The sequence below is a fragment of the Butyricimonas muris genome (assembly GCF_046365375.1).
GTDB lineage: Bacteria > Bacteroidota > Bacteroidia > Bacteroidales > Marinifilaceae > Butyricimonas > Butyricimonas muris.
This window is the reverse complement of sequence record NZ_JBKEIT010000001.1, coordinates 96,680-120,599: the sequence shown is the minus strand read 5'-3', so window position 1 is coordinate 120,599 and position 23,920 is coordinate 96,680. Positions and strand designations below refer to the sequence as shown.

17 protein-coding genes are annotated in these 23,920 nt (G+C 41.7%); 9 read left to right on the top strand and 8 right to left on the bottom strand.

Annotation, left to right across the window (positions count from 1 at the left end; all coding sequences use genetic code 11):
- Positions 1-51 precede the first annotated feature (51 nt).
- Together ACK8P8_RS00465 and pgl are read left to right on the top strand one after the other, a co-directional pair.
- The gene (locus ACK8P8_RS00465; protein WP_369859937.1) at positions 52-1,389 is read left to right on the top strand and encodes an MATE family efflux transporter; all 1,338 of its coding nucleotides are present in this window, start codon (positions 52-54) and stop codon (positions 1,387-1,389) included.
- 106 nt (positions 1,390-1,495) lie between these two features.
- A complete protein-coding gene (gene pgl / locus ACK8P8_RS00460; protein WP_099293005.1) occupies positions 1,496-2,197 on the top strand; it encodes a 6-phosphogluconolactonase in 702 nt (233 codons plus the stop codon).
- Between the two features lie 241 nt (positions 2,198-2,438).
- Here pgl and rbp read toward each other — a convergent pair whose 3' ends face one another.
- The 8 genes from rbp to ettA all read right to left on the bottom strand — a co-directional run bounded on the left by rbp (position 2,439) and on the right by ettA (position 11,379).
- Positions 2,439-2,789: an RNA-binding regulator gene (gene rbp / locus ACK8P8_RS00455; RefSeq protein WP_099293007.1), complete on the bottom strand. Its 351-nt coding sequence runs from the start codon at positions 2,787-2,789 to the stop codon at positions 2,439-2,441.
- A 293-nt stretch (positions 2,790-3,082) separates the two neighbouring features.
- Positions 3,083-3,271 (bottom strand): hypothetical protein, encoded by a 189-nt coding sequence (locus ACK8P8_RS00450; protein WP_099293009.1) that lies wholly within the window; start codon positions 3,269-3,271, stop codon positions 3,083-3,085.
- An 84-nt stretch (positions 3,272-3,355) separates the two neighbouring features.
- Positions 3,356-4,183, bottom strand: a complete 828-nt coding sequence (locus tag ACK8P8_RS00445; RefSeq protein WP_186975762.1) for a leucine-rich repeat domain-containing protein — start codon at positions 4,181-4,183, stop codon at positions 3,356-3,358.
- A gap of 408 nt (positions 4,184-4,591) precedes the next feature.
- Positions 4,592-5,275: a tyrosine-protein phosphatase gene (locus ACK8P8_RS00440; protein ID WP_369859936.1), complete on the bottom strand. Its 684-nt coding sequence runs from the start codon at positions 5,273-5,275 to the stop codon at positions 4,592-4,594.
- A 2-nt stretch (positions 5,276-5,277) separates the two neighbouring features.
- The gene (locus tag ACK8P8_RS00435) at positions 5,278-7,596 is read right to left on the bottom strand and encodes a GumC family protein (protein ID WP_410025402.1); all 2,319 of its coding nucleotides are present in this window, start codon (positions 7,594-7,596) and stop codon (positions 5,278-5,280) included.
- 56 nt (positions 7,597-7,652) lie between these two features.
- Positions 7,653-8,420 carry a polysaccharide biosynthesis/export family protein gene (locus tag ACK8P8_RS00430; protein WP_099293017.1) on the bottom strand — a complete coding sequence of 256 codons (768 nt, stop codon included), beginning with the start codon at positions 8,418-8,420 and terminating at the stop codon, positions 7,653-7,655.
- Between the two features lie 454 nt (positions 8,421-8,874).
- Entirely contained in the window at positions 8,875-9,693 is an 819-nt protein-coding gene (locus tag ACK8P8_RS00425) for a hypothetical protein (RefSeq protein WP_141560976.1), read from the bottom strand.
- Positions 9,694-9,705: 12 nt separating this feature from the next.
- Positions 9,706-11,379 carry an energy-dependent translational throttle protein EttA gene (gene ettA / locus ACK8P8_RS00420; RefSeq protein ID WP_099293021.1) on the bottom strand — a complete coding sequence of 558 codons (1,674 nt, stop codon included), beginning with the start codon at positions 11,377-11,379 and terminating at the stop codon, positions 9,706-9,708.
- A gap of 504 nt (positions 11,380-11,883) precedes the next feature.
- Here ettA and ACK8P8_RS00415 point away from each other — a divergent pair.
- The 7 genes from ACK8P8_RS00415 (at position 11,884) to ACK8P8_RS00385 (ending at position 23,916) form a co-directional block, all read left to right on the top strand.
- Entirely contained in the window at positions 11,884-12,474 is a 591-nt protein-coding gene (locus ACK8P8_RS00415; RefSeq protein WP_176555100.1) for an RNA polymerase sigma-70 factor, read from the top strand.
- An 85-nt stretch (positions 12,475-12,559) separates the two neighbouring features.
- A complete protein-coding gene (locus ACK8P8_RS00410) occupies positions 12,560-13,627 on the top strand; it encodes a FecR family protein (RefSeq protein WP_410025401.1) in 1,068 nt (355 codons plus the stop codon).
- A 112-nt stretch (positions 13,628-13,739) separates the two neighbouring features.
- Positions 13,740-17,345, top strand: coding sequence for a SusC/RagA family TonB-linked outer membrane protein (locus ACK8P8_RS00405; RefSeq protein ID WP_369859933.1), 3,606 nt, complete (start codon positions 13,740-13,742; stop codon positions 17,343-17,345).
- An 11-nt stretch (positions 17,346-17,356) separates the two neighbouring features.
- On the top strand, positions 17,357-18,829 hold the full coding sequence (locus ACK8P8_RS00400; protein ID WP_369859932.1) for a RagB/SusD family nutrient uptake outer membrane protein: 1,473 nt from the start codon (positions 17,357-17,359) through the stop codon (positions 18,827-18,829).
- A 21-nt stretch (positions 18,830-18,850) separates the two neighbouring features.
- A complete protein-coding gene (locus ACK8P8_RS00395; protein ID WP_369859931.1) occupies positions 18,851-19,726 on the top strand; it encodes a hypothetical protein in 876 nt (291 codons plus the stop codon).
- A 5-nt stretch (positions 19,727-19,731) separates the two neighbouring features.
- On the top strand, positions 19,732-21,219 hold the full coding sequence (locus ACK8P8_RS00390) for a hypothetical protein (protein ID WP_369859930.1): 1,488 nt from the start codon (positions 19,732-19,734) through the stop codon (positions 21,217-21,219).
- A 33-nt stretch (positions 21,220-21,252) separates the two neighbouring features.
- Complete coding sequence (locus ACK8P8_RS00385; protein WP_369859929.1) at positions 21,253-23,916, top strand: zinc-dependent metalloprotease; 2,664 nt, start codon at positions 21,253-21,255, stop codon at positions 23,914-23,916.
- Positions 23,917-23,920 lie beyond the last annotated feature (4 nt).

Here is a 23,920-nt window from a genome sequence, read left to right as displayed (position 1 = left end):
TTATGAACTTTACAAACTAAATCGTACCTTTGCCCCCGTTTACAAAAAGGCATGAAAATCAGTTCATCATATTACAAAGACAACGTCCGTATCGCCTTCCCCATCATGCTCTCGCTGGCGGGACAAGCGGTGGTGCAAATGGCGGACAACATCATGGTCGGGCGTCTCGGCGCTCCCGAACTGGCGGCAGTATCCCTTGCCGGTATCATCATCATGAACACGATGGTCGTCGGGATGGGTATCGCCACGGGACTCACTCCCCTCGTCGGACAGGCACATGCCCAGAACGACAGCGAACGGGTAGCGGGATTCTTCCAGAACTCACTTCTGGTGAACACCGCGGTATCACTCTTGCTCACCGCCTTTCTCTTCTCTCTTATGCCTTTTTTATCCATGATGGGACAACCCGAGGAAGTGATCGTGCTAAGTAAAGGCTATTACATACTGACCTCCCTGTCGGTCATTCCCTTCATCCTCTTCATGACATTCAAACAATACATGGAAGGCATCGGTAACACGAAAGTGGCCATGGTCATCACGATATCATGCAACGTCATGAATATCATTCTCAACTACATGTTTATATACGGTAAACTGGGTGCCCCGAATCTGGGGGTAGCGGGAGCCGGACTGGCAACCTTGATATCAAGAACCATGATGCCCGCGGTATTTCTCTTTTATACACGCCGCTCCGCCATACACGCCACCGTCTTTCAGTTCTTCCGCCGGACAAATGTCAGCGGGCGCAAAATAAAACAACTCCTGCAAGTGGGTTACCCCATCGCCGGACAAATGGTAGTCGAATTTCTCTCCCTCAGCCTCATCACGGTCATGATGGGTTGGCTTGGCACGGTGCCTCTTGCCGCCAACCAGATAGCGTTATCCATGATTAACCTCACCTTCATGATATCCAGCGGGATTGCCGGGGCTTCCACGATACTTATCAGCCACGAATTCGGGCGTCATAATTTCGCCAAGATGCGCCGTCACGCTCACGCGGCTTTTCGTCTTTCCGTGGTCTTTATGACGGGAGCGGCCATTATCTACGCTCTTTTCGGGGCCCAAATCGCTTCCGTCTTCACGCCCGACCGGGAAGTGATTGAAGTGGCACGCCGCCTTTTCTACGTCGTCGCGGTTTTCGAAATATTCGACGGGCTACAGGTCACCGCTCTCGGCGCGTTAAGAGGTATCACCGACGTGAAACGCCCCATGATATACGCTTTCATTTCCTATGTCTTTGTTGCCGTCCCGCTCGCCTACGTCACGGGTATTTTACTCGACTTCGGGGCTCCCGGACTACTCTCCGGATTCTGCGGTGGTCTTATGTTCGCGGCGGCTCTCTTTATCCGCCGTTTCAACAAAAGCTGCCGACAAATGATGTCACGTTAAGATTTTTTCAAGCTTTCAAGGCAAAATTATTGCTTTAATCACGAATAAAATGTAACTTGCATCGTATAAAATGCATAAATTATACTAAGACATATAACCATATATCATGAAAATAGAAACTTATAAAACACCGGAAGAAGCGTTGCGTGCAACCAGCGAAGCGCTTGTCGCGGTGATAAAAAAAAGTAAGTCAAAGCCTTTCCACTTGGCTCTGTCCGGGGGTAGCACGGCACAAGCGCTGTTCAAGTTATGGGTAAAAGAATACAAAGAAATTATCCCGTGGAACAACATTCGTTTCTACTGGGTGGATGAACGTTGCGTGGCGCCGGACGAGGACGAAAGCAACTACAAGCATGCCGATCAGTTGCTATTTATCCCGCTGGAGATACCCGCAAACCATATTCACCGTATCTGGGGAGAACAAGAACCCAAGGTTGAAGCGGAACGCTACTCGGAAATGGTAAAATGGGAACTTCCGGGTTATTCCACCGCACCCCGTTTCGATTGTGTTATCCTCGGTGTAGGCACGGACGGACACGTGGCTTCCATATTCCCCAATGACATGAACTTGCTCACGGATCGTCGCGTATATGCCGTATCCCAACACCCTATCACGGGACAACAACGCATCACCATGACCGGAACCGTTATCTTGAAAAGTTCCGCTATACTGGTTCCCGTTATCGGTAAAGAAAAACAGGAAATCATGGAACAAATCATCCGCAAGGCAAAAGAATACCCCGCGTCATATATTCTCGCCCATTCACCCGCGGTAATGGTTTTCACGGATAGAGAAGTAAGTATATAGGAAGAGAATAGGGGGTAATAAGGGAACAAAGACGTTTCACCTTCGATACAAAGACGTTTCAAAGACGTTCACGAGCGTCTTTGAAACGTTTTTGATTTGATATTATACCCGCATTGAGTTCTTTCTTGAATAGTTCCTCAACAGAATATCAACGGAAACAGGGAGGAACACCACTATTTCCACAAAAAATAAACGGTAACTTCCGCTACCGTTTATTAATATATCTTGTCCCAATGACAAATTAGTATCTTCTCTCGAAGCTACGTCCGCCGCCACCGTTTCCGCTGCGACGATCACGTCCGCCACCACCGCCACGGTTAAAACCACCGCGATTTCCGGCAGGTCTGTCCGTTCTCGGTTTAGCCACGTTCACGCTGATTACCTTGCCGTCATATTCAGCTTGGTTCAACTCGTCGATAGCTTTTTGTCCTTGTACATCGTCAGACATTTCCACGAAACCAAAACCTCTTGAACGTCCGGTCTCTCTGTCCATGATTACTTTTGCTGAAGAAACTTCACCGTATTCCTCGAATAATTCTTTTAAGTCACTGTCACTCACTTCGTAACTTAGATTTGAAATGTAAATGTTCATTAATACAAACTTTAAAATAATTAATAAATGCTTTTGAGGTTGAATAATTGCCTAAGGAAAGTCTGCTTAACGATACATTTAAAATACGATGAAAGGCAAACACTCTGTAATCAAATCAAAACTCAAATATCACTGCAAATTTACAATAATTATTCAAACAAACAATACTACAAGAAAAAAAAGTCTATAAAGTCAATCAAGTACAAATATTTTCGGATAAAACACCGTAATTCAATCCTTTATCGACTTTACAGACCTATTTTAGCCCAACCTGATAAAGAAGATAAAACGATTTATTTTTTGCATTTTCTCTTTAAACCGTCGCCTTTCTCTCTCTCTAATTCGGTCTTGTCAAATTGTCGTTGTGGCATCTGGTTTTCTCCTACCCAACTCTTGTCCTGCTTGGAAGGGATATTCTTCTCTGCGTGCCGATTCACTTTCTTCCCTTCATTCTCCCGATCATTTTTCTCTTTCTCCTTCATAATACCTCCGTTTTAAGTTGATAAATCTCACGAGTTACCCCATGGATAACCTACCTTATAAACGAAAAAAAGAGAAAACATGTTTCATCTCACGGCAACGTTCACCCGAACATTACTCCCGTTGGATATCATGTAGTCATCCCAACGTTCTTTTTGCTTGGGAGTCAATGTCAATTCCAAAGATTGTCCGGTCACACCGTCCGAGGTCTGATTACCGCAGAAAAGCCGGAACCCCTTCCCCTCAGGCATAACAGTCGCATCCAAACGAGTAATAAAATTGCCATAACAATACAAAGTCCTCAACGAAGTGCACCCGGACAAGTCCAACCCCGAGAGGTGATCGTTATGGCAATATAGTTCTTTCAACGCCGCACATCCCTTCACGTACAACGTCACGAGGGAAGTATTATCGTGGCACCTTAGGCAAACCAAAGACTTACATCCCGACACATTCAGCTCCACGAGCGGAGTATTGTAACAATACAACTTCTCCAATGACGTACACCCGTTCACGTTCAAGGAAACAAGCGAGGCATTATGATTACAGTACAATTCTTTTAGCGAGCTACATCCCGATACATCCAGCGAAGCAAGAGGAGTGTAATAACAAGTCAACTTTTCCAGTGAAGTGAAATACTTGATGCCTTCCAGCGACACGATATTCTTTCTACCGACACTAAGCCACGTGACTTTCGCGGCCTCTGCCGGAATAATGTACCCTTTTTCATCGGCACATCCCAGTTCAATACAAAATTTCCGGAATACCGTGTCCGGAATCAAAAAACTTTCCTCACCCGTGTACAACACCGCGGCATCCGTAGAAATAACATCCGCTGTACTTTCGTTCGCGTTCACGCGTAATATCATCAACAATACCAGAATCCCTGTTATTAATGTACACTTCCTTATCATTATTTTATCGTTTTCATTTTCAATATCTTAACAACACTCACTGGACATTGAGAAATAAATGCAACCAGCTCCCGAACCGACCGTGAGCGAATAAATAAACCATCGTTTATTTATTCGCAAAAATATTAATAATTCCGATAATCGACAATGTTAATTGGTTATTTTTTACTCCTAGTAAATAATAAGTTATAAAATTATCCATTCTCACAACACATGTTTGTTGACAATCGTAATAAACGATCGTTTATTTATAGTCAGATTTTCCAAGAATTACAAAATTTCATTCCTAACCGAGAATATTTTATTATCTGATAATCAAGCATCAACAGACAATCAAAATTCCTCGACCGATACACGAGAAGTAGGAGGAGCTCAAACATTCAAAAAAGTAATATTCGAAAAAAGAAATTAAAAAAAGGCTCCCCCTATTAGTTTTTCCAACAACATCTCCTGTCGCAAATTGTGAATATCCCCGGCGTAATAATCCACCAACCCCGTACCGTATAATTTCCGGGCACCCGTTAGTGCTTCTTTCCCGTAATATCCGGCAAACGAGAGTAAGTTTACTTGAATCTTACACCCTAGTAACTTCAAGTATTCACAATGCTTTACTATGTTACCCGCGTAAAAAGAATAACGCTCCGGATGTGCCATCACAGGCATGTACCCACTACCCCGCAGTCTGAAAATAATCTCCTCCGCATGTACCGATGGAGCCACGAAACTATGCTCGACCAGCACCTCCCCCGCGGCAGAAGCAATAATCTCGTTTTGTTCCAATAACCCCAACATAAACTCACCCATACGATATTCAGCTCCCATATCCACGACTATATCTATTCCCTCTTGTACAAGACGCGACTTCAATAATACGAACATGCTCCCGATATCCCCGCGACTATTCATCAACGCGGGAAACGCCACGTGCGGAGTACAAGTCAAACAACACAAACCCGCCGCCACCATTCGACGAATAATCAAAATTGCTTCATCCATGGTACGTACACCGTCATCCAAGGCAGGCAAAACGTGCGAGTGTACATCCCGCTTGTAGTCAAAAACAAATTTCCGGTGACGCTTGAAGAACAACATATCTATTCGTTTACATTTTTTTTGTTATACCCGTAACCATACCCGTAGCCATACCCGTAACCGTATCCTCCCGCGTCCGCGCGTAAATCATTCAGCACTATTCCCATATCGGGCAGACGTCCTTCACCGTTTATCGCGGCGACCAACCTTAACGCCTCCTTTTTTAACATATTCGCCCGCACCACGTACACGCAGGCATCCGCCCACTTACCCAAGGCAAACCCTTCGGCAAGCATCCCTACCGGGGGAGTATCCAGTATGATACAATCATACCGCTGCTTCATATTTTCCAACAATTCACCCATCCGTTCCCCGGCAAGCAATTGAACCGGATTAGGCGGTACCGCACCACCGAACAAAACATCCAGATGTTCTTCCACCGGACAAATCAAGCTTGCCAAGTCGCCCTCTATCCCTGCCAAGTAAGCGGATAAACCTTTCGTGCTATTCTCTCCCAGAAACTTATGCAAACTGGGATTACGCAAATCACACCCCATCAACAACACCTTTTTACCCGTCTTCGCGTAAGCGTTTGACAAATGTGCCGCGATCAAAGACTTTCCTTCACCGGGAATGGTCGAAGTAACCATAACCACCGGACAAACCTTTTGCCGCAACATATAATTCAGCTTTTCCCGAATCAGATGCATGGATTCCGATTGCACGAAATCTTCCCGGGCGATTAATTTCTCCCCGGTCACCTCCGGGAATGAACCCAACAAAGGAACCTTGACATTTCTCTCGATATCTTCAATACTCCTCACCTTATTATCCAACATATCCCTCACCAACACGATTCCCGCGGGAAGCCCAATCCCCAGCATCAAACCGACCAGCAACAACATAGCCTTACGGGGAGATACCGGTCCTTCTCCCGCGTCGGGGTCTTCAATAATCTTCGCCGTCGGAACATACACCAGTTTAGCGATCTCCGCCTCCTCCCGTTTTTGCATCAAGAAAAGAAAAAGATTCTCTTTCAACTCTTGCTGCCGGGCTATCGCCCGATACTGTTTTTCCTGCGCGGGCACGGAAGTCAATCGCTTGTCAACGGAAAGGTTCTCCCGCTCTAACGTGTTTATCTTTATTTCCAAACCGTTCTCCACGTTACCCACCGCCTCGCGGATACTCTCCTTCATCTCTCGCAATTGCATATCCAATCCCGTCACGATAGGATTATCTTTCCGGGCACTAAGCAAAAGTTTATTTCTTCGCAACACCATTTCGTTGTAACGGGATATGCCGCTATTCATCCCCTCGTCCGAGATACCCAGATTCTCGGGGAGCAAACCGAACTCGTTCCCTTCCCTTTTTTCCAATAACTCCCGGATGCTACGCGCTACATCGAACTCGGTCTGCAACTTCAACAATTCCGTCCCCGTCAATTTCTTACGCTCCATCACGAACTCGGCATCAGAAGCAAGATTGGTCAACTTATTCGTTCGCTTGAAACGCTCGGCATCATCCTCTATCGTGCCCAATTCCCGGTTAATCACTTCAAGTCGGGCATTGATAAACTCCACCGTCTTGGCGGAAACAACCTGTTTGTCCGCCACCCCGTTTTCGTTGTAACGGTCTATCAGTGCCCGGATCAGCTCCTTTCCCCGTCGCGGCACGACATCTTTAACCGACAAACGAAGCGCGTTCGTGTTCTTGTCCAAAGGTGACACCTCCAGTTTCTTGTAAAAATTCTTCGTTGCCGAATCGTAGGAATACAAATCCACCCGCACCCGTTCCACCTTCTCCGCGGAGTACACCTCACTCCTCTCCACGGATATAGCGTAATCACCAACCGGAATCCGTTCCGAAAAACGCCCCTCGTGCACAACTTTCCCGTCCGGGGCTGTCACCGAAATCGTCGTATCACTCGTCAATGTCACGAAAAAACAAGTGTCTTTTATCAACTCGGGACGATCAACCAACACGTTTACAGGGGAATCCTTGTATAACTCAGTCCCTCTCAAGACACTTTCACGACTGTAACAAATATTCAACTCCAAATCACATACCGTCTCCCGCATTAAATTCTTGGACTGCAACTCTATCAATTCATTTTCCACGTATTTATCCCCTTGGAAAAATCCCATTTCCTTCATCATCACGCTAGTGCCCAACTCCCCTTTCTTCGTGTCGCTGATCATCACTTTACTCGTCACGTTATACACGGGTTCCTGCATCATGCAATAAATCAATACCGCCCCCACGCACAAAGGCACAGACACGAGAAACCACCGCCACCGCGCGATAATCTTGTAAAACAACATCCTTAAATCAATCGTTTCTTCCTGTTCAGGCACATAGACCTCACTACCATTCACGTTCATACACTCTCGTTTCATTAAAACTAAAAAATACAACCAACCCGGAGAAAACCTTTCACCTATCTAAGTATCAACGCGAGTACCGTCACTAATGTCGACACACTGGACAAAACGTAAGGCAAAAAAGTTCCCGCATTACCTCCCGCGATACGCCCCCTGCTAGGCTCCACGTAAACCACATCATTCTGCTGCAAATAAAAAAACGGGGAATAAACAAGATTCGCCGAAGTCAAATCCAAACGGGCAAAAGTCTTCTCTTTCCCGTTCTCGCGCATAATCAGCACGTTTTTTCTCTTGGCATTAATCTGTAAATCCCCCGCCATGCCCAGCGCATCGAATATAGATACTCGCTCACTGGTCACTCTGTAACTGCCCGGACTCCGGACTTCGCCCAAAACAGTCACCTTGAAATTCTGGAAATGTATCGTCACTATCGGATTTTTCAAGTACATCGCTAATTTCGTCTTCAGCATTTCCGACAATTCGACACGGGAAATACCGTCCACACGCAATTTCCCCAGCACGGGAAAATCAATATACCCCTCTTTATCCACGAGATAACCGGGAGCAACCTGTTGGTTGGTCGATGTCACGTCCCGCCCCAAGCCAATCATAGGAGTATTGAAAGGCAATGCCGCCTCCGTGTCATCACAAGAAACCACGATTGACAATAAATCATCAACGTGAATGACAGTCTTGTACTCGAAGTCCGATTCAAGTCGCTCATTTTCCTTCACATCCTGCAAATAGACAATCTCCTTGCTGGAACTGCATGAAAAACAAACGACCATACTCGCTACCACTACAAACCACTTATTCACAAACATATAACTCCTTCTTTTATGTAACATTCCACTATCATTAAACCAACGTTTTTTGAATGTTAAACAAATGAGGATTTGTGCGGCAAATAAAACAAGAGTTATTATTTACAATTCAATGATTACTAGAATACTAATAGTTAAGTAAGGATATATAACGAATAGTGATTTTAGACAGTTAATAATCGTTCAATTATTGAGCTACAAATATATATTTTTTTAAATACACTACGAACTATATTCCATATTTTATATATTCATTTTCATCAACCAAAAGTGTACATCTTTTAACAAAACAAGCTATGACGGTACATTTACAAACGAACATCACAACAAAAAACGCTCTTTATTTCAAGAAATTCAACACACATATTTGAAAATATTCACAAAAATAATACCGTTCCCACTCAACTCTAATATCCGATTTGAATGGAAACGGCACACGTAACTATATTTTCTCTCAAACTACATCACAAGTATCAAATCCCGGCCTCTTGAAAGTACGGGCATTAGGGAAAAAAGCCTCTATATCATTTTCTAACTGTTCCAACAATACAATCATACGGGATGCCTCCCTCTCAAAGTCAGATATGTTATCCCGTATCACCGTCCATGCCGTACAAGATATCTCAACGGCTAATAACGTCACTTTCGCCGAACCGTTGTAATCCTCCTCTTCCTGCGTGGCGTTTATTTTATCCGCGTAAAGGAAGTACCCGCAAAGGGCCCGTTTCATCTTGGAACGAATCAAATCCATGTACCAGTTCACCTCCAATAAAGCATCCTCCACCTCACGCGTCCGCGGAAACTCACCCTCTTTCTTTTTTTCCGTTTCAAAATACTGGTAAATCTCCTCTTGACACTTATCTGCCAAAGAATGATAGATTTGCTCACATTTCATCATATCCTCACTCTCCACCTGCCTTGCCACTTCCTCATCCTGATCCTCCAAATCCTCGTAATCTTCTCCCCAGAATCCACGGTCTACCTTCTCCGCCGAATAAATATCCTCTATTCCCACTCCTCGCTCGTCCGCCAATTCCCGTAACACGTCAAATGTCGAATCAAAAATATTCTTTAGACGGGCTAACGCGGATTCGTCGTCGTCAGGCATCTCCTCCCCTAAATTTACCCTCGTCTTTTCCTTCAACTTCTTTCCCATCGTGTAACTCATGCATCGAAGCTGAAATTTACATCGTTCACACCATCTGTCGCAATAATTGTAGATACCCGGCACAAAGCCGTTATCTACAATCTTTTTTTCTTTTTTCTTTGGCACGGTCTTGTTATCTTATCCGATTAATTTTTTATATCGTATACGCTTCGGGGTCACGTCCCCCAACCGCTTCTTCTTACTTTCCTCGTATTCAGAGTAACTTCCCTCGAAATAAACTACCTTCGAATCGCCCTCGAACGCCAGAATATGCGTGGCAATGCGATCCAAGAACCAACGATCATGCGAAACGACCACGGCACACCCCGCGAAGTTTTCCAAACCTTCCTCCAATGCCCTCAACGTGTTCACGTCAATATCATTCGTGGGCTCATCAAGCAACAACACGTTGGCATCCTCTTTCAACGCCAACGCCAAATGCAAGCGATTCCGTTCTCCACCGGACAAAACCCCGCACTTCTTTTCCTGATCTGTCCCGGAGAAATTAAACTTGGACACATAAGCCCGGGCATTTACCTCCCGTCCACCAAGATTAATCATATCGCTTCCCCCGGAAATCACCTGATAAACGCTTTTATCGGGATCAATAGCCTTATGCTGCTGGTCCACGTAAGCGATTTTCACCGTCGGTCCCACCTCAAAATCCCCTTTATCCGGAGTCTCTACACCCATTATCAGGCGGAACAAAGTAGTCTTTCCCGCACCGTTAGGCCCGATCACCCCGACAATACCGGCAGGCGGCAACTGGAATTCCAGATCATCAAACAGCACTTTATCACCGTAAGCCTTAGCCACGTGTGCCGCCTCGATCACCTTGTTGCCCAAGCGGGGACCGTTCGGTATAAATATTTCAAGTTTATCTTCTTTCTCTTTCACATCCTCGTCCATCATCCGGTCGTAAGCCTTCAAACGGGCTTTACTCTTTGCCTGACGGGCTTTCGGCGCCATACGCACCCATTCCAACTCCCTTTCCAGAGTCTTTCTCCGTTTGCTTGCCTGCTTCTCCTCCTGCTCCAAACGTTTCGTTTTCTGTTCCAACCAAGAGGAATAGTTACCTTCCCATGGAATTCCCTCTCCCCGGTCTAACTCCAGAATCCAACCCGCCACGTTATCCAAGAAATAACGGTCGTGCGTGACACAAATCACCGTACCGGCATACTGGTGCAGATGCTGCTCCAACCATTCTACCGACTCCGCATCCAAGTGGTTCGTCGGCTCGTCAAGCAACAAAATATCAGGCTCCTGCAACAACAAACGGCACAATGCCACCCGTCGTCTTTCTCCACCCGACAGGTTTTTCACCAAGGCATCCGGCTCCGGACAACGCAAAGCGTCCATAGCCCGCTCCAACTTCTGGTCGATCTCCCAACCGCCGTGGTGTTCAATCAACTCGGTCAGTTCCCCTTGACGAGCCATCAACTTATCCATCTCGTCGTCACTCATCGGCTCGGCAAACTTCATGTTGACGTCCTCGTATTCCTTCAACAAATCCATCACTTGCTGCACCCCCTCCTGCACAACCTCCTTCACGGTCTTCGTGTCGTCAAGCTGAGGTTCTTGGGGTAAATAACCAATAGAATGTTCCTTCGACCAAATCACCTTACCCTCGTAATTCGGGTCTAACCCGGCGATAATCTTCAACAAAGTTGACTTACCCGAACCGTTCAAACCGATTACGCCAATCTTCGCCCCGTAAAAAAAGGATAAATAAATATCCTTTATAATCTTTCTTTGTGGCGGTATAGTCTTACTTACGCCCATCATGGAAAAAATAATCTTCTCGTCTGCCATATCAATAAACTACGCTATATTATGTTTCACATCTAACACACAACTAATTATCTTTAAAATGGATACAAAGGTATATTATATATTCAAATTAAAAAAATATACTTAACACCTTATACGAGATCAAAATAAAAATTGTTGCATTATTATCCGGAAATTTCCAAAAACAACACTTGAAAAAGTAAAAAAACGCCTCACCAAATAGCTATCCAATACACACGAAACAACTAATTTCCAATAAGATACACCACATTTATTATTTGTTTCAGAAAAAAGCATCAACATCCCCTATCATAATTTATAATATATATAATTAACAATAATTTAGACAAAAACAAACCACAATATTTCAAAATATGGCTGTTTAGCCACATGATGGATTATTTGTGGTTAAACCTAAAAAAACAAGAGAATGTTTGCCCAAAATATTAAAATCATTATATATTTGTAAATTCACATCCCGAATAGTCATATTTTCGGGTGAACAACATGAAGAAATCGGCGTTTATGGATGATTATACAGATTGGGATGATATAAACAGCGAAGATGTCCTCGAAGGAAACACGGCTGCCTTTGAAGAATTATTCAAAAGGAATTATCAAGCTTTATGCAATTATTGCCAAGGCATTGTTGCCGAACACGACAAAGCGGAAGATATCGTTCAAGACGTATTCGTGTACTTGTGGAACAATCGCTCGTGTATAGACATAAAGGTTTCATTAAAACATTACTTGTATTCATCCGTTCGTCATGGCGCTCTAAAAGTTTTAAAACGCCAGTTAATGGAACAACGGCATTCCCCCCTATTGGCCGAATTCATTGCAAATCTCCAACAAACAGAATACACGGAAGAAGAAGTCATTGAAATAGAAAAGATGAAAAAAGCACTTGCCTCGCTTCCGCAACAATGTCGCAATATCTTTCTAATGAGTTGTGTCGACGAAAAAAGCTACAAACAAATTGCGGAAGAATTGAATATCTCCGTCAATACCGTGAAAACACATATCACGAAAGCCTATCGCATCATCCGATGTTATTTCAAGAATACCAGCCAGTTGCTAGTATTTATTGCATACTGTCGAAGGATTAAAAAATAAAAAACGCATTTTTTTCAAAAAAAGTCATTTTCAGAATCACCCATTTCCGACTCTTGATGCCCTTTATAGTAAATCAATAGCCAAAATGGATAAAAATAAGAAATTCATCATACACAGGGCTGCCAACTCCATGAAAGACGACCACTACAACATGGGAAAAGCATGGAAACAAGTAAAAGGCAGAAGCATAAACAAATCGAACCGCTTCATAGCACTTCGCATTATAAAATACGCGGCATGTGCCCTGCTTATGATCGGTATTACCGTATACCTAATGCATAACAACACGACGGAAACCAAAATAACAAAAACTGCCTCCCTGCAACCGGGAAAAAACGAATGTTCCCAAGTAAGATTAGTATTGGCAAACGGGGAAGAAATCAGACTAAGCAAAAAACAAAAAACAATCAAGGTCGAAAAACTGGGCATGTCTTTTACCCGCGACAGCGTGAACGGACAATTGCAATACCGGAACAGTATCGACTCCCTAAACGGAGAAATTGAACTCCGTTACAACGAACTGCACGTACCGAAAGGTGCCGATTTCTACTTGAAACTCCCCGATGGTTCAAGCGTGAATATCAACTCGGAATCCAAGCTCCGCTTTCCCGTGCAGTTCTCGTCCCACAGCCGGGAAGTATATCTGGAAGGAGAAGCCTTTTTCCAAGTGGCAAAGGATTCAACCGCACCTTTCACGGTTCACGCCGGGGGCAAGGATATTACCGTTCTGGGAACAAAATTCAACGTCAGTGCCTATAACGACGACTCGAAGTGGATCACGACACTCGTGGAAGGCAAAGTCATGGTCACTCAACAAGACCGGAACGACATCCTGCACCCGTTTGAACAACTGACCGTCCATAAAGAAACGAACATCGTGGAAACGAGAACCGTGGACACGGAACTATACACCTCATGGATTGACGGCAAATTCTATTTTAAAGGCTACCGGTTCGAGGACATCGTGAAAAAACTCGAACGGTGGTATGACTTCAAAATGATTTACCGGAACGAGGAGATCAAGGACATGACCTTCCGGGGAACTATCGACAAACATCAACCCTTGGAGCAATTGTTACGTTATCTGGAAGAAACAACTAATATTCACTTTAATATTCAAGACAAGACAATTACAGTAAGTAGAACAGACTAAAAAAAGGAGTGCTATCGGCAAAAAAGCACCCCCTTTATTGTAAAAACCAAAACCTGTGAAAGCTACGGCAAATAGCTATACAGGATTAATTATCACTTTAACGAACAAATTTATGAAAAAAAAAGCGTATGATCACACCTTTAACCTACAAGAAAGGTTAAAAAAAGGAGCTTTGCTCTGTGCATGTACCATTTTCTGGTTACTGGCAGGCATCTCCAACTCGAATGCCGCCACAACCCCGGAACAGGACAGCGTCAAATTCTCGAAACAGCAAATGATGATTGAACAAGTCTTCGACGCCATCACGAAACAATTGAAGTACGACGTCTTTTATAGCGAGAATGAACTCGAGGTAAAGAAAATGGTACAACTTCCCCGCTTGAAAATGGGATTGATTGAAGTACTAAATCTCGTTCTTCAAAAGGAATTCACGTACAGGTTCAACGGGAAAACCATCATCATCAGCCCCGCGAAAACCACCCCTGACCAACAAAACCCAATCCGGGGTATCGTGAAAGACGAGAACGGGGAACCCCTGCCGGGAGTAACCGTCCTCATCAAAGGCACAACTACCGGTGTCTCTACCAACGCCAAAGGTGAATTCACCATCGTCTCCCCCGAGAAACCGGAAGCCACCCTCCTAATCTTCTCGTTCGTCGGCATGGAAACCCAACAAGTCACCCCCAAAAGCGACTTCGTAACCGTTATCATGAAAACCACCCTCAATGAACTCGACGAAGTTATCGTCCGCACGGGTTACGAGAACATCGACAAACGGAAGCTGACATCATCCGTCTACACGGTAAAGATGGACGAACTCATGGAACCCATTTCCAACAGACTCGACCAAATGTTGCAAGGCAAAATCCCCGGTATGGCAGTATTACAAATGACTTCAACCGTGGGAGCCGCTCCTAAAATCCGTATCCGAGGTTCATCTTCTATCTTGGGAAGCCGCGAACCCTTGTGGGTACTGGACGGAGTCGTGCTGGAAGATCCCGTGCAATTGGATGTTACTGAATTAAATAGTATGGACAAGGTCAATTTGATTGGAAATGCCATATCTGGTCTAAATCCGGAAGACATCGAACAGATTGACGTATTAAAAGACGCCTCTGCCACAGCACTTTATGGTTCAAAAGCAGCCAATGGTGTAATCATGATCACGACTAAAAGAGGTAAATTCGGTAAACCTGCAATCCGGTATAGTACCTCAATGAGTTTAGTAAATCGTCCGACACCTCATTTAATGCACCTTATGAATTCAAAAGATCGTGTTGAAGTATCAGAAGAAATATACGCTAAAGGACTGTATTACGGTACAGATGCGGTTAATAACGTTGGATATGAAGGACTACTTCGACAATTATTTGCTAATAAACTTACCTATTCGGACTTCCAGCAAGAAGTAAAAAAAATGAAAGAAATGAATACCAACTGGTATAAACTTCTATTCCGCAACTCATTTAACCACACCCACACGCTGTCTGTATCAGGAGCAAATGAAAGTGTCAACTATTACGTTTCCCTTGGGTATTCCAACATGAAAGGCACTACCCTACAAGAAGAAAGCGAACGTTACAATTTTATGACAAGTTTTAGCGTAAAAATTTCCGAGAAATTAAACATTGGATTTAGCTTAAATGGTTCAAATAGCGAAACGCATCGCCCTCACAGTTCTGTTGATCTATATCAATATGCCTACTTTACTTCACGAGCGATCACGCCATTTAATGAAGATGGGACATTAAAGTATGTTGATATGGAAACGGCTTATAATGGAAATCATAATCTAGTGTATAATATCTTCAATGAATTAGATAACACCGGACAGACATCAAACACATTATCCTTCAACTCCCGCATGGATTTCACATATAAACCTATAGAAAATTTAAGCATAAACGGACTAGCCTCTTATAACATCAACACAACTGATGGAGAAGATTATGCAACGGAAAAGAGTTATTATATTTCAAAACTGAGAAGATGGAAATACGGAATACCACTCCCTACTGATGATTTCAATTTTTACAGTAATAATTGTGAACTTCCTTATGGTGGAATTTTAAATAACAGCAATTCAAAGAATACAAGTTATCAGGGACGTCTTTCCATATCTTATAATAGAACAATTCATGAAGATCATAGCTTTAGTTTTATGTTAGGAGGAGAAGCCCGTAGTGTCACTTACAGCAATAAAACTTCGAAACTTTTGGGATATTTACCCGAGCGCGGCAAAACGCATGTAGATATTGATCCTGCAAAATGGGCTGCATACAGACAACGACAACTTAGAGAGGCACAGCCGACTGTCAAGGATAACAAAAGTAATGAATTATCCTATTTCGCCACCTTTTCTTACGGGTATCAGAATCGTTACATCATAAACGCAAACATGCGCGGCGATGCTTCTAATAAATTGGGACAAGACAAAAGTGCACGTTTCAAACCAATTTGGTCATTTTCCGGAAGATGGAATATTGCAGACGAACCGTTTATGAAAAACGTAAACTGGATGGAAGGCCTTAACATACACGCCTCTATCGGTTTACAAGGTAATGTAACCGAGGCCCATAATCCCAACATGATTGTTAATGTCGGAACATTGGATGAAGTTTCTCAACAATACATATCCACTTTGGCCTCATTACCTAATCGTAAATTACGTTGGGAAAAAACTCGTTCCTTCAATATAGGTACGGACTTCTCTTTTTTTCAAAATAGATTATCCGCCACATTTGAATTTTACACGAAAAAAGGGAAAGATCAGCTAGTATCCACCGTCATTGAATCTACAAACGGAGCCACTTCCGTCACAATTAATGACGGAGACTTGTACAATAAAGGTTGGGAACTATCTATCACGGCGACACCAATTAGAACAAAGAATTTTTCTTGGAATTTAAGTTTTAACACCAGCAAAAATTACAATAAAGTTAAAAATTCGGGAAACATCAATGACTTAGTTCTTGAAAATTATTTAAATGGTTCGTTAATCCAGAACGGGAAATCATTAAACAGTTTTTATTCCTATCGCTTCGGAGGTCTGGATAAAAATGGTAGTCCCATATTCCTTGGCACTCAAGCAAAAGACGAAGAAGGCAATATCCTTATCACAAACAGACAGGAAGCTTTTGAACAAGGACTCGTGTATAGTGGCAAACGGGAGCCTAATTTTACGGGAGGTTTATCCACGTATATTCGCTACAAGAACCTATCACTCAACGCCTCTCTCTCCATGCAATTTGGTTCAAAAATACGTTTGAACGACTTGTACTCGAATGGATTGCAAACCCCGATGCCCAGTCAAAATATGTCGGACGAGTTTGTAAATAGATGGAGAGAACCGGGAGATGAAGACCATACAAATATTCCTGTTTTATCAAATAGCAGTTCTCCCAAAGGTTTTTTCGAAGAAGGCAGTAATAATCCCGTACTGGGAAGAAACACGAATATCATGTATAACAAAAGTGATTTACGAGTTGCATCAGGTAATTTTGTCAGATGTCGTTCTCTCTCGTTATCTTATTATCTAAATTCCAATATACTAAAATACATATACATTAAAAATGCCTCATTTAGTTTTTCTGTAAGTAATCCATTTACGATAAAGAGCAAAAAACTCAAAGGTCGTGATCCGGAACAAGTGACACTCGGAAGTGGAAGTATCCCTCCTCAACCGACTTATGGCTGGAATCTTAGTATAACCTTCTAATACAATCAATCATGAAATTGCATTATTATATATATTTAGCTCTCATCCTATGTGGATGCAATGACTTTCTGGAATACAAAGATAAAGACAAACTTATTCCGAAAGAATTGGATCATTATAACGAACTGATATATGGAGAACTAATAAAAAAAGCGGATGGAGGAGAACTTCAGTATCTCGATGTTATGAGCGACGAAACGGACAGCTATGTAAAACCTTTGGGAACTCTAACTAGAGTTGATGACAGAAAAAATCTTTTCAAATATTACACATGGGCGCAACAGACACAAGTCACGGTAGAAGGTTCCGACAATAACGACAATAATTGGGCATATTTCTATCATAAAATACTTATGTGCAATATTATCGAACACGATGTCAACCAATTCGAAAATGATATCGAAGGAGTTAAAAACAGATTACTCGGAGAAGTTTGCTTTTTACGGGCTATGTCCTATTATTTTCTCGTAAACCTATACGGGGAACCTTATAGAGATAAAGAACAGGCAAAAACAGCCGCCGGTGTTCCAATAAATGATGCCATCAGTGTTGAAATAAAAAAATATACAAGAGCAACTTTAGCTGAAATTTATACCCTCATAGAAACAGATCTAAATAATTCTATCACTTACTTGGAGAAAGGGGAACAACTAAATTCGACTTTCCGCCCCAACGTGCATGTTGCCAGACTCTTTTTATCACGTATATATTTATATACTCAGGAATGGCAAAAAGCAGCAGAGGCAGCCAATGATGTTATAACTTACAGCGGAGCAAAAATTGAAACACTTGAACATTTACAAGGCTATAAGGAAAAACAGCCTCTTTACAATGAAAATAATCCTTCAATCTTATTTTCTTGGTCAGAAAAAAACTCACCAATCCACGATTCAAATAATGAAGGAATATGGCGCCCGAGTGAAAAACTCTTAGCACTCTACAATACCAGCAAAGAAGTTGACGCAAACAATCATATCATAAAAAGAGATTATCGCGATACGGCTTTCTTTTACAAAATCGAAAAAAACGACTATCTAAAACCCATGAAATATGACAATCTTTCACGCACATGTTATGACAGAGCTTATCGGATCGAAGAAGCATATTTGAATCGGGCAGAAGCATATATTCAACTTGGAGGAAAAGATAATATTGAAAAAGCAATACATGATATCAATGCAATTCGCAAAGAACGAATTAATACAGACTACGAAATAAATGCGTCCACCGAAACAGAAGCAATGCAATACTTACAAAATGAAAAATTGATGGAGCTTTGTTTTGAAGAGGTTCGTTGGTTTGATATTAGGCGCTGGAAATTAGAAATCAATCATATCTATCAAGACATTACTAATCCCCCTTCAATCAAAACTTACACACTAAAAGCCGATAGTCCAAATTACATCATGCCGATTCCACTTAAAGTTCAAGAGGTTAACAACTTGATCAAACTTTTTGAACGAGAAGAAATACTACCGAATTAATTAATACAAAACACAAAGTATATGAAATCTTATTTATTTATCATATCAATACTAACAAGTATCCTTCTTTGTAATTGCAATAAAGAAGATGATATTACTGCAGAGATCGTTCCTTACAAACGAGAACATATGTATGACACGAATTCATCCGATCCAGTATTGAAATTTGTTTCGCAATATTATTATAGATACGGTCATTTCTTCATTACGGATCCCGATTCATCCGATTATATTTTCAATTTTGGAACTATATTATCAGGAACGAAAGATCAAGTCGACTTTGTTTATCCGACACAAGAACAGGAACATTTGATGAAAGGCGTTCAAATGGTCAAAACATTATTATTAGATTCCTATAATCAGGAATTCATAAAAAAACATTTCCCGTATAGTATTATTCTAGCGGACAATATTACGGACATTGCTTGGGAGGAAACCACTGATTACTATTTAGGAATCTACTATTGTATCTTCAGAATTCAAGATACCGAAAACATGGAACCAGAAGGAAAAAACTATATTGCGGCAAAATTGAATGAAAATATCTGGAGTTATATGGCAACAAATGAAAATGTTCCTTCTCTTCCTGCTGGATTCTATCAATTTGGAGAAGGATTATATGGCACATTTGGAGGAATGATTTCTGAAGATGCTATGTATGGAAAAGGATTTACCGGAAGTACATTACCCGGAGAATTGGAAGATTTTATCCTTCGATATCCAACCAAAGGACAAGACATCGGTAAATGGATTAAGTTCTTAATCTTGACCCCAGATGAAGAAATCGAACGTCTCGTCAATAAATACGAGGCTATGCGTGTCAAGTATAATCTCTTGACCAAAGCCTTGAAAGAGATGGGCATCGATTACAAGAAATTAAGATACACGGAAAAATAAAAGCTATGAAATATATTTATACAATTATTTATGCCCTATGTATGTTTGCATGCACCACCGTAGAGCATGAAAAATCAATAAAAAGATCGAATACTTATATGAATATTGATTCAGAGGTATATGAACATTTATTAAAAGAAGAAAAATTCATTGCTTTAGTCAAACAGTATGAAACGATTGTAAATGGGAATCTGAATGCAACAAATGTTTCTAATGATGGGAAAGACGCAACAATGAACGATATGTTTATTCAATGTAGGACATACGAGGAACAAAATAACATTAAAAATATTGTACCATATTTGGCAGCAGTTCCCATTATAACCAAATGTGCACATGGTTCTCTTTGGGATTGTTGGCAAAAAGTTGCAAACTATTATAATTCATATTTTACCAATAGTCCTACTGGCATTTTTTCAAAAATAAAGAAAGGAAAAGAAGCGATAATAACTGATTTATACCTTTTTCTTAACAATCAACAAAAGTATCCTAACGCAAAGGATGTATATTATATAATGAAAAATAAATATAATGGAGAACTCCCTCCAATAAATAATTTGTCCGAACTTATTAATTTCTATGATAACCTTGCGACTAGGGCTGGTGCATTAATTTGCCAAACAAATCAATCTTTGCTACGAGGTTTTGTTGATTATTATCTATTGGGGCGTTGGAAACAACTAGGAGGTGTTGATGACTCTTCCGGTAGTGGTGGTGGCGCTATTCCAAGTGAATTTTTATGTGATGAATGCCATAGATATCCTTGTGTTTGCGATAAAGCTCAACAAGAAAAGTTACCTGAAAAATATGGACAGAGATTGGAATTAGCAATATTAACTCTAGGCTATATGCTAAATAAATACAATTTAGAGGAAATATTCGATGATTGGATTGACAATTACAATGATTGCGTTGCAGAGTTTCCTGTTTTAGGATATCCGAGGGATGCCACAGGAATAGTATTTAGAGGAGATGAATCTATTATTAGATCCTATAATTTACCACAGGCATTAGTTAAAAATGAATATGTTACGGAAGACACGTGGATATTATTACAAGTCAATACACTTGATAATACTTTAAACACTAAAGATGTAGGGCGTTTGCTTCTTTCTGCTGATGAAATTAGGAAATTAAAAAAATTACCAGAAAATGCACAATTAGAGATATATTATTTAAAAATAACTGCAAATAAAATGCATTTAATCCAGATTTTTGGAGAAATTGGTAATATAATTCCTAAACTACAATCCAAAAAAGATGTATTGCTTCTATTCATAGGACAAAAAGATATAAGCGATCGGTTGAAATTGGCAAATAATATTGAAGACAAAGAAACGTACATAGATATTGCCATATTACAAGAACTGGATTGTGACGTGCATATATATGAATGGGACAAGTTGAAAAATAAATTCATTTTCAAATATGTAAAATTTGAAGAGGACGGAACAATAACACCTTGCTATTATAGCACGAAAGTTACATGGTAAACACAAGAGTATAAACACTATAAATCTTTAATAATGAGAAAACTGTATGTTGTGCTACTAATAGTAGCTCTAGGAGCATCTTGCCTTTTCGCGAACGGGGCAGAACGGAAAAAGAAAAAATCGAAATCCACGGAACAAGTGGAGAAAAAAGAGGAGAAACCGCAGAGTAAGTATGACAAATTCATGAAGAAATCCGGTTTACAAACAATAAAAGGAGAATTTCTTACTTTTCACCGGGAGGGAGAAAAAATTTACATGGAATATCCTGTAAAGAACATGGGGAAAGAAGTTCTTTTGGGTAGTACTCTTTCCAAGGTCGGTAACCCGCAATTCGCGAACGTCGGATACAAAACGAATAACCCTTTACACTTACGTGTGGATTTACAGGATTCAACCGTCGTATTCAGTTTCCCGAACATGCTTGCCGTTTGTACATCGAATGACAAGAATATGCTTCAGGCTCTGGAAAAAAATTACATGGACATGGAATACAAGCGTTTTCCCATGGAAGCGTATAATGCCGATAGTACGGCGGTCATATTTAACGCGACCGATTTATTCAAGAATGATGACGTATCTCCATTTTCAAGGGCTGAAGGTATTAGCATTTCGAAAGGCAAGACCGGAAAACCTTACTTCGGCAAGATGAAAGTATTTGATGACAACGCTTCAATTGAATTATATCAAAATCTCGATCTTTCCATCAATTTCATGATGATGAGTTTCTCGCTCGGTGACATAGCAAGCTGTTCTACCATTTCCATGATCTTGTTACCGGAAGGAAAAATGAAGCCCAGAATCCAAGATTCCCGCATCGGGGTATTCCCTACATACGGGCATAATTTATTAGGATTCTTTAAAATTGATCTGGCTCAGAAGGAAGATGGTTTACGGGGATACGCGCTAGCTAACCGTTGGCGTCTGGAGCCTTCCGATATGGAAGCGTGGAAAAGAGGAGAACTGGTTGAACCGGTGAAGCCGATTGTCTGGTACGTGGATAATACATTCCCCGAAGAATGGAAACCGGCCATTCGTAAAGCTGTTTTAAGGTGGAACCCCGCATTCGAGAAGATCGGGTTCAAAAATGTAATGCAAGTGCATGATTTCCCTGTTAATGATACAACCTTTGACCCGGATAATCTAAAATACTCGTGTATCCGTTATTCTCCTTGCCCTACACCCAATGCGATGGGTCCGAGTTGGGTAGACCCCACCACCGGAGAGATTTTAAATGCTTCCGTGATCGTGTATAATGATATCGTGAAATTGAACAACCAGTGGCGTTTTATCCAAACGGCACAAATCGACCCGCGGGTAAGGGCAAAGAAGATGCCGAAGGAGATCATGGACGAATCCATTGAATACGTGATCGCTCACGAGATAGGACATACATTAGGATTAATGCATAACATGGCTGCCTCAAGTGCCTATCCGGTAGATTCTTTACGTTCCGCTTCATTCACTCAAAAATACGGAACGACTCCTTCCATCATGGACTACGCCCGATACAATTACGTGGCGCAGCCGGGGGATAAAGGGGTAAAATTAACCCCACCGGCTTTGGGCGTTTATGACGAATACGTGATCAAGTGGTTGTACACGCCTATTCCGGAGGCCACGAATATGTGGGAAGAAGTAGAGATTGCCGGACGGTGGATTGACGAGAAAGCAAATGATCCCCGTTTTCGTTATGGACGTCAGCAAATCGACGGACGTTACGATCCTAGCAGCCTCGAGGAAGATTTGGGCGACGATCCAGTTAAAGCCGGGACTTACGGAATAAAAAATCTGAAATATATCCTTTCTCACATGAACGAATGGATTGACGAGAAGGGGGATACCCGTCACCGAAGCGGAATGTACGAAGAAATTCTTAACCAGTATTTCCGTTATTTGGGTAACGTGATGTACCAGATTGGCGGGATTCATTTATCACAGGTAAAAGAAGGCACCGGTACGATGAAACCGGCACAGCCTTTGCCTCGTTCCATGCAAAAAAATTCCTTGAATTGGATTTTGCGCGAACTTCGGAATTGTACATGGATTAATGCCCCGGAATTGACTGAAAACTTCGACTTGCACACGAATAGCTCGTCGAAAATAGCTTTTGCTATATCTAAAAGTCTGTTGACAACCATTCCGCAAAATGTTACACTGGCTTCCCATATTGCCAAAGAAAAAGACGCGTACACAATCAGAGAATATTACGATGATTTGTATGCAGGAGTATTTGCCTCGACAATTCAAGGGCGCAAATTGACATTGGAAGACAAAATACTTCAGCGTGCTATTATTGATGCCGCTCTTAAAGAGGTGGAGAAAAGTAAAAAAGGAAATTCCTTTTTCACAGACAAAACGGCGAACGTGTCTTCTTTACCATCCATGGAAGAGATAGAAGCGTATGGGTTAGCTCCCGAACTCAATTTCCCTTTCACCCGTGCACGGTTGATGGACATCGAGGAACAATACGGCAAGGGAAGTGTTGCCGCCATTTGTCTTAAAAAATTCGGGGAAATGGCTCCCATGTTTCAAGATGAAGTAAAAATAAACGTGATTAGTGAAATTCCGGCTTATCAAACCAAGATCCTAAAAAAGACTCAAGCTTTAGTAAAAAGTAAACTTGCTTCCGCTCACAGGGATGATAAAGCACATTATGAACTTTTATTACTTCGTGTCGAGAATATGTTGAAAAATTAATCTC

What these genes read in the sequence shown, in the direction of transcription:
- ACK8P8_RS00405 (WP_369859933.1), top strand. Translation starts at nt 13,740, where the DNA reads ATGAAAAAAAAAGCGTATGATCACACCTTTAACCTACAAGAAAGGTTA.
- ACK8P8_RS00390 (WP_369859930.1), top strand. Translation starts at nt 19,732, where the DNA reads ATGAAATATATTTATACAATTATTTATGCCCTATGTATGTTTGCATGC.
- ACK8P8_RS00415 (WP_176555100.1), top strand. Translation starts at nt 11,884, where the DNA reads ATGGATGATTATACAGATTGGGATGATATAAACAGCGAAGATGTCCTC.
- ACK8P8_RS00410 (WP_410025401.1), top strand. Translation starts at nt 12,560, where the DNA reads ATGGATAAAAATAAGAAATTCATCATACACAGGGCTGCCAACTCCATG.
- rbp (WP_099293007.1), bottom strand. Translation starts at nt 2,789, where the DNA reads ATGAACATTTACATTTCAAATCTAAGTTACGAAGTGAGTGACAGTGAC.
- ACK8P8_RS00440 (WP_369859936.1), bottom strand. Translation starts at nt 5,275, where the DNA reads ATGTTGTTCTTCAAGCGTCACCGGAAATTTGTTTTTGACTACAAGCGG.
- ACK8P8_RS00400 (WP_369859932.1), top strand. Translation starts at nt 17,357, where the DNA reads ATGAAATTGCATTATTATATATATTTAGCTCTCATCCTATGTGGATGC.
- ettA (WP_099293021.1), bottom strand. Translation starts at nt 11,379, where the DNA reads ATGGCAGACGAGAAGATTATTTTTTCCATGATGGGCGTAAGTAAGACT.
- ACK8P8_RS00435 (WP_410025402.1), bottom strand. Translation starts at nt 7,596, where the DNA reads ATGAACGTGAATGGTAGTGAGGTCTATGTGCCTGAACAGGAAGAAACG.
- ACK8P8_RS00465 (WP_369859937.1), top strand. Translation starts at nt 52, where the DNA reads ATGAAAATCAGTTCATCATATTACAAAGACAACGTCCGTATCGCCTTC.
- ACK8P8_RS00445 (WP_186975762.1), bottom strand. Translation starts at nt 4,183, where the DNA reads ATGATAAGGAAGTGTACATTAATAACAGGGATTCTGGTATTGTTGATG.
- ACK8P8_RS00395 (WP_369859931.1), top strand. Translation starts at nt 18,851, where the DNA reads ATGAAATCTTATTTATTTATCATATCAATACTAACAAGTATCCTTCTT.
- ACK8P8_RS00430 (WP_099293017.1), bottom strand. Translation starts at nt 8,420, where the DNA reads ATGTTTGTGAATAAGTGGTTTGTAGTGGTAGCGAGTATGGTCGTTTGT.
- ACK8P8_RS00385 (WP_369859929.1), top strand. Translation starts at nt 21,253, where the DNA reads ATGAGAAAACTGTATGTTGTGCTACTAATAGTAGCTCTAGGAGCATCT.
- pgl (WP_099293005.1), top strand. Translation starts at nt 1,496, where the DNA reads ATGAAAATAGAAACTTATAAAACACCGGAAGAAGCGTTGCGTGCAACC.
- ACK8P8_RS00450 (WP_099293009.1), bottom strand. Translation starts at nt 3,271, where the DNA reads ATGAAGGAGAAAGAGAAAAATGATCGGGAGAATGAAGGGAAGAAAGTG.